11 protein-coding genes are annotated in these 11,315 nt (G+C 71.3%); 8 read left to right on the top strand and 3 right to left on the bottom strand.

What is annotated here, in order from left to right; genetic code table 11:
* Window positions 1–335 precede the first annotated feature (335 nt).
* From ACIBJG_RS26270 to ACIBJG_RS26260, 3 genes are all read right to left on the bottom strand, one after another.
* On the bottom strand, window positions 336–995 hold the full coding sequence (locus ACIBJG_RS26270; protein WP_399311169.1) for a response regulator: 660 nt from the start codon (window positions 993–995) through the stop codon (window positions 336–338).
* A 221-nt stretch (window positions 996–1,216) separates the two neighbouring features.
* Window positions 1,217–2,572 (bottom strand): sensor histidine kinase, encoded by a 1,356-nt coding sequence (locus ACIBJG_RS26265; RefSeq protein WP_399310915.1) that lies wholly within the window; start codon window positions 2,570–2,572, stop codon window positions 1,217–1,219.
* Window positions 2,573–2,930: 358 nt separating this feature from the next.
* Entirely contained in the window at window positions 2,931–4,133 is a 1,203-nt protein-coding gene (locus tag ACIBJG_RS26260) for a sensor histidine kinase (RefSeq protein ID WP_399310913.1), read from the bottom strand.
* A 189-nt stretch (window positions 4,134–4,322) separates the two neighbouring features.
* Between ACIBJG_RS26260 and ACIBJG_RS26255 the strand changes: the two genes are divergently transcribed.
* From ACIBJG_RS26255 to ACIBJG_RS26220, 8 genes are read left to right on the top strand one after another with little or no spacing between them, the layout of a single operon-like run.
* Window positions 4,323–4,742 (top strand): NADH-quinone oxidoreductase subunit A, encoded by a 420-nt coding sequence (locus tag ACIBJG_RS26255; protein WP_399311167.1) that lies wholly within the window; start codon window positions 4,323–4,325, stop codon window positions 4,740–4,742.
* Entirely contained in the window at window positions 4,733–5,380 is a 648-nt protein-coding gene (locus ACIBJG_RS26250; protein WP_399310910.1) for an NADH-quinone oxidoreductase subunit B, read from the top strand. Before ACIBJG_RS26255 ends, ACIBJG_RS26250 begins: the two co-directional genes overlap by 10 nt.
* Window positions 5,377–6,738 (top strand): NADH-quinone oxidoreductase subunit C, encoded by a 1,362-nt coding sequence (locus ACIBJG_RS26245; RefSeq protein ID WP_399310909.1) that lies wholly within the window; start codon window positions 5,377–5,379, stop codon window positions 6,736–6,738. Before ACIBJG_RS26250 ends, ACIBJG_RS26245 begins: the two co-directional genes overlap by 4 nt.
* Window positions 6,735–7,703 (top strand): NADH-quinone oxidoreductase subunit H, encoded by a 969-nt coding sequence (locus ACIBJG_RS26240; RefSeq protein WP_399310907.1) that lies wholly within the window; start codon window positions 6,735–6,737, stop codon window positions 7,701–7,703. Before ACIBJG_RS26245 ends, ACIBJG_RS26240 begins: the two co-directional genes overlap by 4 nt.
* Complete coding sequence (locus tag ACIBJG_RS26235; protein ID WP_399310905.1) at window positions 7,703–8,320, top strand: NuoI/complex I 23 kDa subunit family protein; 618 nt, start codon at window positions 7,703–7,705, stop codon at window positions 8,318–8,320. Before ACIBJG_RS26240 ends, ACIBJG_RS26235 begins: the two co-directional genes overlap by 1 nt.
* Window positions 8,320–8,907: an NADH-quinone oxidoreductase subunit J gene (locus tag ACIBJG_RS26230; protein WP_399310903.1), complete on the top strand. Its 588-nt coding sequence runs from the start codon at window positions 8,320–8,322 to the stop codon at window positions 8,905–8,907. Before ACIBJG_RS26235 ends, ACIBJG_RS26230 begins: the two co-directional genes overlap by 1 nt.
* Window positions 8,907–9,317 carry an NADH-quinone oxidoreductase subunit NuoK gene (gene nuoK / locus ACIBJG_RS26225; RefSeq protein ID WP_399310902.1) on the top strand — a complete coding sequence of 137 codons (411 nt, stop codon included), beginning with the start codon at window positions 8,907–8,909 and terminating at the stop codon, window positions 9,315–9,317. The genes ACIBJG_RS26230 and nuoK overlap by 1 nt, the downstream gene beginning before the upstream one ends.
* Window positions 9,314–11,314: an NADH-quinone oxidoreductase subunit L gene (locus ACIBJG_RS26220; protein WP_399310900.1), complete on the top strand. Its 2,001-nt coding sequence runs from the start codon at window positions 9,314–9,316 to the stop codon at window positions 11,312–11,314. Before nuoK ends, ACIBJG_RS26220 begins: the two co-directional genes overlap by 4 nt.
* The last annotated feature ends 1 nt before the right edge of the window (window position 11,315 follow it).

Raw genomic sequence — 11,315 nt, 5'->3', positions numbered from 1 at the left:
CGGCGCGGCGGCTCGGAACCATCCGGCCCGCCGGCGGTCCCCAGCCCCACCCTACGTCTGTAAGGGTCGCCTTCCTCTGGCCGATCACATGGTGGACGGCGTTTTGAGACGCTTCTCGGCGCTGTTCCGTCATGATTCATCAGCCGCGTGGTTCCTCGTCGGACCTTTGGTGGAGTCCGCGTGGAGCGAGTTGCCGGTTGCCTGGTCGGGGCGGTACTACGAGTGCCTCCAAAGATATCTGACAGGATGTCAGATATCGCGGTGCCGCATCAGGAGTTCGGGAGCTCGGATGGCCGGGAGGCGCTTGCAGGTCGGCAGGTCGGCCGGTCGGAGGCTCAGGAGTTCAGATAGGTCAGCACGGCCAGGACACGCCGGTGATCGCCGACGCTTGGGGACAGCCCCAGTTTCAGGAAGATGTTGCTGACGTGCTTCTCCACCGCGCCGTCGCTCACCACGAGCTGCTTGGCCACCGCCGAGTTCGTCCGCCCCTCCGCCATCAGACCGAGCACCTCGCGCTCACGCGGCGTCAGCCCGGCCAGGACGTCCTGCTTACGGCTCCGGCCCAGCAGCTGCGCCACGACCTCGGGATCCAGCGCCGTGCCGCCCTGGGCCACCCGGACCACCGCGTCGACGAACTCCCGGACCTCCGCGACCCGGTCCTTCAGCAGATACCCCACACCCCGGCTGGACCCGGCCAGCAACTCGGTGGCGTACTGCTCCTCGACGTACTGCGAAAGGACCAGCACCCCGATCCCCGGATAGTCCTTGCGCAGCCGCACCGCGGCCCGCACGCCCTCGTCGGTGTGCGTCGGCGGCATCCGTACATCGGCGACCACCACATCGGGCAGCGCGTCCTGCCCGGCGAGGTCGCCCACCGTCTTGATCAGCGCCTCCCCGTCACCGACCCCGGCCACGACGTCATGCCCGAGATCAGTCAGCAGCCGGGTGAGTCCTTCCCGGAGCAGTACCGAATCCTCGGCGATGACCACACGCACCCTGTCCTCCACCACGACGCTGATTCCCCCACTGTTCGCTTGTTCGCTGGTCCACCCGTATGCCGTCCAGCATCCCAGTATCGGCAGTGACGTCGCGAGCCTTCGCAGGGTTGCGTCGTGGCGGGCCGGTTCCGGGGGCGGTTCCGGCGGGCCGGTCCTGAACGCCGGTCGCCGGGCGGACCCGGGGTGCGGGTCCGCCCGGCGACCGGGTACGGGAGGGGTCAGCCGCGCCAGGGCAGCTCGGCCGTGACCTTCGTCGGGCCGCCCACGGGGGACTCGACGACGAGGATTCCGTCCACCGCGTCCAGCCGCTCGGTCAGGCCGGCCAGACCGCTGCCCGACGTCAGGTCGGCCCCGCCGCGCCCGTTGTCGGTGACCTGGAGCATCAGCCGGTCCGCCGAACGCCACACGTCGACCGAGGCGCGGGTGGCGTGGGCGTGCTTGCTGACGTTCTGCAGGAGCTCGGAGACGGTGAAGTAGGCGATGCCCTCGATGGCCTGCGCGGGGCGGGACGACAGGTCGACCTCGACCGTGACGGGGACGGTGCAGCGGGACGCGATGGCGGAGAGCGCGGCGTCCAGGCCGCGGTCGGTGAGGACGGCGGGGTGGATGCCGCGGGCGAGGTCACGCAGCTCCTGGAGGGCGACCTTCACCTCGCCGTGGGCCTCGTCGACCATCTTGGCCGCGGCGTCGGGGTCGGCCGTCAGCTTCTCCTTGGCCAGCCCCAGATCCATGGCGAGGGCGACGAGCCGGGCCTGTGCCCCGTCGTGGAGGTCCCGCTCGATGCGGCGCAGGTCGGCGGCGGCCGTGTCCACGACGACACCGCGGTCCGACTCCAGCTCGGTGACGCGCGTCGCCAGCCGCGACGGGCCCAGCAGTCCGGCCACCATCAGCCGGTCCACCGCGGCCAGACCACGGATGACCCACGCCGTGCCCAGGACGATCACGAGGCCGGCGGCGCTGGTCAGGGCGAGCTCGGCGGACGAGTCGAGGTAGACGTTGTGCGTTCCGTCGCCGTACAGCTGCACCCCGTCGATCCCCGTGTAGGTGGGGAAGATCCAGGAGTACAGCGGGTACGTCAGCGCCGCCCAGCCCCACGCCCACAGGGTCAGCGAGACGCTGAACGCGAAGACCGCCCACGGGAAGTGCAGCAGCGAGTAGAGCAGGTGCCGCCAGGACACCCCGCTCTTCAGGACCGCCCCGACCCAGGACATCAGGCCGCCGGTCCGGCCCCGTACCGGCTCGGGATCGGCCACGTCCAGCTTCAGCAAGCCACGCGCCCTGGCCCGCTCCAGCGCGCCGAAGCCGCGGCACATGGCAAGCCCGGCGGCCAGCACGGGGATCCCCAGGAAGGTGATGAGCAGCCCGGCGCTGAGCGAGGTCATGGTGATCGCGAAGCAGAACAGGACGATGCTGATCGGCAGGCTCAGCAGCAGGTAGGCGAACTCGCGCCAGGTCCTGGCCTCGAAGGGGGCCCTCAGGACGGCCGGCAGGACGCGCTTCGTCGCGAGGCTGCTCCCCGGACCGCTGCCCGACCGCTGGGGGTCCCGTGTGTCCGGTCCGTATGCCGTGGCCATGGGGGTTCCGTCCGTTTCTTCTGTGTACGTCTATGTCTACGTCTCGTCTGCGGATCAGCTGCTGCGTGGTGCTGCGGGTGCTGCGCGCTGTATGTGGTGCGGGTGCGGGTGCGAGTGCGGGTGCGGGTGCGGGTGCGAGTGCGAGTGCGAGTGCGAGTGCGGGGGCGGGTCGGGGTGCTGTGCTGTGTCCCGTTGTGCCTGGTTCAAGAGTGCTGGACCGTACGCGCGCGCACCATGAGGGCGGTATCCCTCTTCGACCGGGGGTTTTCCCCACCCCACCCCTTTCTTTCCCAGCCCGCACCCCACCCGGGCCGTGCCTGGGCCCGAGCCCTTGCATCGCCTGTGCCTGCGGCCGGTGTCAGGCCGTACGGGCGCCGGCGGCGCTCTTCTCGCTCTCCCGGTCGCGCCAGGGCAGCTCCGCGGTGACGGTGGTCGGCCCGCCGGCGGGGGAGTCGAGGACGAAGAGTCCGTCGACGGCGCCCAGCCGCTCGGCGAGCCCCGCCATTCCCGTACCGCCGTCCATCGAGGCCCCGCCCCGCCCGTCGTCGGCGACCTGGATCAGCAGCCGGTCCGCCGAACGCCACACGTCGACGGACGCGGAACGCGCCCCGCTGTGCTTGCTGACGTTCTGCAGGAGCTCGGAGACGGTGAAGTAGGCGATGCCCTCGATGGCCTGCGCCGGCCGCCCCGGCAGATCCACCCCCACCGTGACGGGGACGGTGCAGCGGGAGGCGATGGCGGAGAGCGCGGCGTCGAGGCCGCGGTCGGTGAGGACGGCGGGGTGGATGCCGCGGGCGAGGTCACGCAGCTCCTGGAGGGCGACCTTCACCTCGCCATGGGCCTCGTCGACCATCCTGGCCGCGGCCTCCGGATCATCCGTCAGCTTCTCCTTGGCCAGCCCCAGACCCATGGCGAGGGCCACGAGCCGGGCCTGCGCCCCGTCGTGCAGATCCCGCTCGATGCGGCGCAGGTCCGCGGCGGCCGTGTCCACGACGACACCGCGGTCCGACTCCAGCTCGGCGATCCGGCGTTCCAGCTCGTCGGAGGGGGAGAGCAGCCCGCGGACCATCGCGCGGTCGGCGTTGGTCAGCAACCGTGCGGTATAGGGGAGTACCGGCCACAGGACGAAGAGGCTCACGAGCGTCACCGTGAAGGTGACGACGCCCCACGGCAGCCGTATGAAGCCGTACAGCACCGCGCGCCAGCCGACCGGATCCTTCAGGCTCGACCACAGCCAGGCGAAGAACCCCTCCTCCCGGCGGACCCGGGCCATCGGGCTCGGCTCCTCGATCCGCACGCCGAGCAGCCCCCGCGCCCGGCCCCGCTCGCCCCGTCCCAGCAGCCGGGCGCCCTGAAGCCCCAACGCCAGCAACGGCAGACCGATCACTGTGACCGCCAGCCCCACACCGATGGAGACCATCAGCACGGTGTAGACGAATCCGGCGATCGCCATCGGAAGATTGGCGAGGAGATGCGCGATCTCCTTCCACGTCCACCGGTCGAAGGCGAAGCGGACAGGAGGGGGCCCGTCGTGGTCGGGTACCTGGGGGCTCATGGTCATACGACCAGCCTGCCGGGCCCGGCCCCCGGACGCCATGGGGCTCGTGGGTGGGGGCGAAGTAGGGATATCCCTACCAGTTGCCCGACGCAACTGCTTACCGTCCCTTTACAGGGCCTAGACTCCCGTGCGTACAGATCGTCGAACGGGTTCTGAGGGAGCGAGGGGGCGGACGTGACGGACGTGGCGCAACTGCCGGACGTGACGGACGTGACAGACCTGCCGGGATCGACCGTTCTCGCGTCGGACTACTTCCACAGCTACTCGGTGGTCGGACTGCTCGCGGTGATCGGCGTGCTGTTCGTCGCCGTCGCGTTCGGGGCCGGCCGGCTGCTGCGCCCCGTGGTGCCGACGCCGGAGAAACTCCTCACGTACGAATGCGGCGTGGACCCCGTGGGGGAGGGCTGGGCCCACACCCAGGTCCGCTACTACGTCTACGCCTTCCTGTACGTGATCTTCGCCGTCGACTCGATCTTCCTGTTCCCGTGGGCAACGGTCTTCGCAGCACCCGGATACGGCGCGACGACGCTGGTGGAAATGTTCATCTTCCTCGGTTTCCTGGCCGTGGGACTGCTCTACGCATGGAAGAAGGGCGTCCTCGAATGGACGTGACGAGCCCGTCGCCCTCCGAGCCGGGTGCCGAACCCGCCCCGGTACCCACGTTCCTCCCGGAGCCGAAGCGCCTGGGCGTGCTCTCCCGGCTCGCGCCCGAACCGATGAAGGTGGTCCTCAACTGGGGCCGCCGCTACAGCCTCTGGGTCTTCAACTTCGGACTCGCCTGCTGCGCCATCGAGTTCATCGCCGCCTCCATGGCGCGCCACGACTTCATCCGGCTCGGCGTGATCCCCTTCGCCCCGGGCCCCCGCCAGGCCGACCTCATGATCGTCTCCGGCACGGTGACGGACAAGATGGCACCCGCGGTGAAGCGGCTGTACGAGCAGATGCCCGAGCCCAAGTACGTCATCTCCTTCGGTGCCTGCTCCAACTGCGGCGGCCCGTACTGGGACTCGTACTCCGTGACGAAGGGCGTCGACCAGATCATCCCGGTCGACGTCTACGTACCCGGCTGCCCGCCGCGGCCGGAGGCCCTGCTCCAGGGCATTCTCAAGCTCCAGGAGAAGATCGCACGCGAGTCCCTGGGCGAGCGCTACGCGACGGGCGGCGGCAGCCGGCCGTCCACCACCGCGCTCCGCAGCGGCCTGATCGCTGCTCCGCCCGTGCCCGACTCCTCGAAGGAGGAGGGGAAGTGACCGCCGCAGAAGGAGCCGAGACGTACGACCGGCTGCCGGACGCGGTCACCGAGATCTTCGGAGAGGACGCCACGGCGGAGCAGGCGCACCAACTGCTGACCGTCGACGTGCCTCCCGCCTCCTGGATCGGCGCCCTCGAAACGGCGCGCGACCGGCTGGGCTGCACCTACTTCGACTGGCTGAGCGCCGTGGACGAACCGGGCACCGGTTTCCACGTCTGCGCCCATGTCGCCGCGCTACCGGCCGCGGGCGGCAGCGTTCGCCGACTGCTCGTCCGTACGACGGTTCCGCACGAGGCGGCCGTGCTGCCCACCGCGATCGGTGTGTACGCCGGAGCCGCCTGGCACGAGCGCGAGACCCACGAGATGTTCGGGATCGGCTTCGACGGCCACCCGCACCTGGTCCCGCTGCTGCTGCCCGAGGGCTTCGAGGGCCACCCCTTGCGCAAGGACTTCGTGCTGGCGGCCCGCGTGGCGAAGGCCTGGCCGGGAGCCAAGGAGCCGGGCGAGTCGGAGCACGGCGGCCCGAAGCGCCGCACGATGCTGCCGCCCGGCGTCCCCGACCCGAACGAATGGGGCCCCCTGAAGGGCCAGCTCCCGCCGGCCCCCGCCCGCCCGGCCCGCGCGACCCGCCCCGCAGGCGACCGCCCACCCCGCCGCACCCGCACCGCGAGCGACGCCACCCCGGCCACGGACCCGGCCACCCCGGCCACGGACCCGGCCACCCCGGCCACGGACCCGGCCACCCCGGCCACGGACCCGGCCACCCCGGCCACGGACCCGGCGCCCCGGACGGAGCCCCCGCGCCGTACCCGCAGCGCATCACAGGGCTCGGCGAGCCAGCAGACACCGGCGACCGCGGAGGAGGGCCCGGATGCGGTCCCGGGCGCGGCCCCGGATGCGGCGTCGGCCCCGGGCGCGGTCGCGGCCCCGGATGCAGGTCCGGCCCCGGATGCGGCGTCGGCCCCCGCCTCCGACGCCCCGTGGCACGACGCCCGCCCGGCGTTCGACGAGCCGTCCGGCGAACCCGTTGATTCCCACGGCTCCGGTGAACCCGGTGAACCCAAGCCCCTCCGGCGATTGAGGAGCGGGGGCCCGGGGGCGGAGCCCCCGGTTCGGGAAGGGGCGGGCAGGGGAGAAGCCCCGCGCAGCGGCACCCCCTCCGAGCCGACCTCCGAGCCGACTCCCGAGCCGACTCCCGAGCCGACTCCCGAGCCGACTCCCGAGCCGACTCCCGAGCCGACTCCCGAGCCGACTCCCGAGCAACCCGCTGAACAACGCGCAGGGCACCCCGAGCACCCCGAGCACCCTCAGTCCCCCCAGCCCCCCAACACCCCGACCGGAGGCGACCCCGAGTGAACGACGTACTGGACGTCGCCCTCCGCCTCATCATCGTCTTCGCCGTGTTCATGGTCGTCCCCCTCATCGTGGGGCAGGCCGAACACAAGGTTATGGCCCACATGCAGGGCCGCCTCGGCCCCATGTACGCCGGCGGCTTCCACGGCTGGGCCCAGCTCGTCGCTGACGGCGTGAAGTTCGCGCAGAAGGAAGACATCGTCCCGGCCGAGGCCGACCGCCGGGTCTTCCAGCTCGCGCCCGCCGTCGCGCTGCTTCCGTACCTCCTTGTTCTCGTCGCGATCCCGATCGGCCCCGGCGAGGGCGCGGTCGGCCAGGTCGTCGACGCGGGCATCTTCTTCGTGCTCGCCGTGATGGGCATCGGCGTGCTCGGCTCGCTCATGGCCGGCTGGGCGTCCGCCAACAAGTTCTCGCTGCTCGGCGGCCTCCGTACCGCCGCGCAACTGCTCGCGTACGAGCTCCCGATGCTGCTCGCCGCCGCCTCCGTGGCGATGGCCGCCGGCACCGTCTCGCTCCCCGGCATCCTCGACGCCTTCGAGTGGTGGTGGCTGCCCTGGCAGATCGTCGGTGCCCTGGTCTTCTTCGTGGCCGGACTCGCCGAACTCCAGCGCCCGCCCTTCGACATGCCGGTCGCCGACTCGGAGATCATCTTCGGCGCGTACACCGAGTACACCGGCCTCCGCTTCGCGCTCTTCCTGCTCGCCGAGTACGCGGGCATCGTCGTGCTGTGCGGTCTGACGACCGTCCTCTTCCTCGGCGGCTGGCACGGCCCGCTCGGTGCCGACGGACTCGGCTGGGTCTGGACGCTCCTGAAGACCGGCCTCCTCGCCTTCGTCGTCATCTGGCTGCGCGTGAGCTATCCGCGGCTGCGCGAGGACCAGCTCCAGAAGCTCGCCTGGACCCTCCTCATCCCCCTCGCTCTCGCGCAGATCGCGCTCACCGGCATCGTGAAGGTGGCGATCAACTAGTGCCCCCGATCCCCGGCTCAGGTCTGGCCAAGGGCCTCGCCGTCACCCTGCGGACGATGACGAAGAAGACCGTCACCGCCCAGTACCCGGACACGCAGCCCGAACTCCCGCCCCGCTCCCGGGGCGTCATCGCGCTGTTCGAGGAGAACTGCACGGTCTGCATGCTCTGCGCACGCGAGTGCCCGGACTGGTGCATCTACATCGACTCCCACAAGGAGACCGTGCCCGCAGCGGTCCCCGGTGGCCGCGAGCGCAGCCGCAACGTGCTGGACCGGTTCGCGATCGACTTCTCGCTCTGCATGTACTGCGGCATCTGCATCGAGGTGTGTCCGTTCGACGCGCTGTTCTGGTCGCCGGAGTTCGAGTACGCGGAGACGGACATCCTCGAACTCACCCATGAGCGCGACAAGCTGCGTGACTGGATGTGGACGGTTCCGGAGCCGCCGGCCCTCGATCCGGCCGCGGAGGAACCGAAGGAGATCGCCGCCGCCCGCAAGACGGCGGACAAACTCCGCGCCCAGCACGAACAAAGAGCAGCGGAGCAGGAAGCGGCTGAACAGGCAGCGGCTGAACAGGCAACCGCAGAGCGGAAAGCCGCTCAGGAGGGACAGGAGTGATGACCCCCACCGGAGTCGCCCCCACCCTCGCCCCCGCCCTCGCAGCTGCCACGAGCCACCCCGGCTTCCTCTCCCCGACCGGGGTCGAGATCGCCTTCGTCCTCGTCGGCATCGCCACCCTCGGCGCCGCCCTCGTCACCGTCACGACCAGGCAGCTGGTGCACGCCGCCCTCTGGCTGATCGTGGCGCTTGGCGGCCTGGCCGTCGAGTACCTCCTGCTCACCGCGGAGTTCATCGCCTGGGTGCAGGTACTGATCTACGTCGGTTCCGTGGTCGTCCTCCTCCTGTTCGGCCTGATGCTCACCAGAGCCCCCATCGGCCGCTCGCCGGACGCCGACTCGGAGAACCGCTGGGCTGCTCTCGCGGTGGCCATCGCCGCAGCCGGCACCCTCGTCTGGGTCGTCGTGGACGCCTTCCGCACCACCTGGATCGAACTGGACGGGCCGGCCCAGGGCTCCACCGAGGCCACCGGATCCTTCCTCTTCCGGCACTGGGTACTGCCCTTCGAAGCACTCTCCGTCCTGCTGCTCGCCGCCCTCGTCGGCGCGATCGTCCTGTCCCGCAGGGGCCGAGAGGACAAGAGCTGATGCACCTCGCCTATCCCGCCGTGCTCGCCGCCCTCCTCTTCTGCACCGGGCTCTACGGAGTACTCGCCCGCCGCAACGCGATCCTCGTCCTGATGTCCGTCGAGCTGATGCTCAACGCCGTCAACCTCAACATGGTCGCGTTCGACGTCTGGCTCCGCGACGCCGTGCATTCCGGCCAGGCCCTCACCCTGTTCACCATCGCCATCGCGGCGGCGGAGATCGGTATCGGCCTGGCGATCGTCCTCGCCGTGTACCGCAACCGCGGCAGCTCCGACATCGACCGCCTCCGCGACACCGCCGAGACCGACGACGCCGAAGAGCTCCCGGACGACGAGAGCGATGCCGAAGCCCCCGAAGACCAGGCCACTGCTTCGGCAGGGAAGGCAAAGAAGGCAGAGGCCACCACGTGACCACCACGACCCTCGCCGTCCTCGTTCCCCTTCTCCCGTTCCTGGGCGCGGCGGCCGGCCTTCTCCTCGGGCGCAGCGCACCGGGCTTCGTCCGGCCGCTCGCCGTGCTGCCCTCTCTCGCCTCCCTCGTCATCGCAGCCGTCGTCGCCGCACGCCAGGGCGGCGGCCCGGCCATCGACGCCGCGACCCGGCTCACCCCCACCGGCTCGGTCCCGATCGACCTCGCGCTGCACCTCGACGGCTTCGCCGTCCTCGTCGCCGTCCTGGTCGCCCTCGTCGCGAGTTGTGTGCAGATCTACTCGACCGCCTACCTGCGCGATGACCCCCGCTACCCCTCGTACGCGGCCCTCGTCTCCCTCTTCACCTCCGCGATGCTGCTCGTCGTCTACTCCGGCGACCTGATGGTGCTCCTGGTCGGCTGGGAGATCATGGGCATCTGCTCGTACTTCCTGGTCGGCCACTACTGGGAGACGCCCGAGGCACGCGCCGCCTCCCTCAAGGCCTTCCTGGTCACCAAGCTCGGCGACGTCCCCTTCCTCATCGGCCTGTTCGCCCTCGCCGCCGACACCGGCACCTTCCGCATCACCGGCATCCTCGGCTCCGTCGCCCACGGCGGCCTCGATCACCCCACCCTGATCGCGCTGCTCCTCCTCGCCGGTGTCGCGGGCAAGTCCGCTCAGTTCCCGCTGCACACCTGGCTGCCCGACGCCATGGCCGGCCCCACCCCCGTCTCCGCGCTGATCCACGCGGCGACGATGGTCGCCGCCGGCATCTACTTCGTGGCCCGGCTCCTGCCCGTCTTCGCCGAATCCGGCGCCGCCCTCGTCGTCCTCGCCGTGATGGCCGCCGTCACGATGATCGGCTCCGGGCTCGCCGCCCTCGCGCAGGACGACATCAAGCGCGTCCTCGCGTACTCGACCATCGGCCAGCTCGGCTACATGTCCGGCGCCCTGGCCGTCGGGGACCGCGGCGCCGCCGTCTTCCACCTCATCTCGCACGGTGCGTTCAAGGCCGTCCTCTTCCTTGCCGCGGGCGTCGTCATCCACGCCGCCGGCACCAACTCACTGGCCGCCATGTCCCGCATGGGAGGCCTGAGCAAGCGCATCCCCGACGCCTACTGGACGATGACGGTCGCCCTCCTCGCCCTGGCCGCCATCCCGCCGTTCGCCGGCTTCTTCTCCAAGGAAGCCGTCCTCGTCGCCGCCGAGCACACCGCCCTCGGTGACCGGCACGTCGCCCCGGCCGCCGCCGGCTGGACGATCCTGGTCGCCGGGCTCCTGGCCGCCGTGCTCACCGCCGCGTACGCCACCCGCCTCTGGCTCCTCGCCTTCCGCGGCCGTGGCGCCGAGGCCCCCGACCACGGCAGGCAGCCCGTCGCCATGACCTCGGTCCTGTGGGTACTGGCCGTCCCCACCATGGCCTTCGGCCTGACCGTCGGCGTGATCACCGACTGGTTCGACGGCCACAGCCTCACCCCGTCGCTGACCACCGCCGTACTGTCCACCGGGGTCGGACTCGTCGGCGGCCTCGTCACCTACGGGGCCTGGCGCCACACCACGGCGCTCGCCGCCCGCACCCCCATGGGTTCGGTCGTCGCCCACCCCGACGCGGAACCCGCCCTCGTCGAGGTCGAGGCCATGGAGAGCCACACCGCCGCCTACGGAACCGCCGGTGACGCCCCCGACCCGGCCGATCCCGGCCGCCTGCTGCTCGGCCCGCTCCACCGCCACGCCGCCACCGGCTTCCACCTGGACGCCCTGTACGCGGCCCTGTTCGTCCGCCCCGTCCAGGCCGCGGCGAGCCTCGTCCGCTTCCTGGACCGCGAGGTCGTCGAGACCTACGTACGCGGCTCCGCCACCGGCGCACGCTGGCTCGGCACCGCCGTCCGCCGGGCACAGACCGGCAACGTGCAGACCTACCTCAGCGCACTGCTCGCCGGTTCGCTGGTCCTGGCGGTCGCCGCCGTCGTCTTCGCCAACGTCAACGCCGGGTCGTGAG

It is taken from the genome of Streptomyces sp. NPDC050422 (assembly GCF_044458665.1).
Lineage (GTDB): Bacteria > Actinomycetota > Actinomycetes > Streptomycetales > Streptomycetaceae > Streptomyces.
The sequence above is the reverse complement of the archived record's forward strand: the minus strand, read 5'-3'. Positions and strand labels throughout refer to the sequence as shown.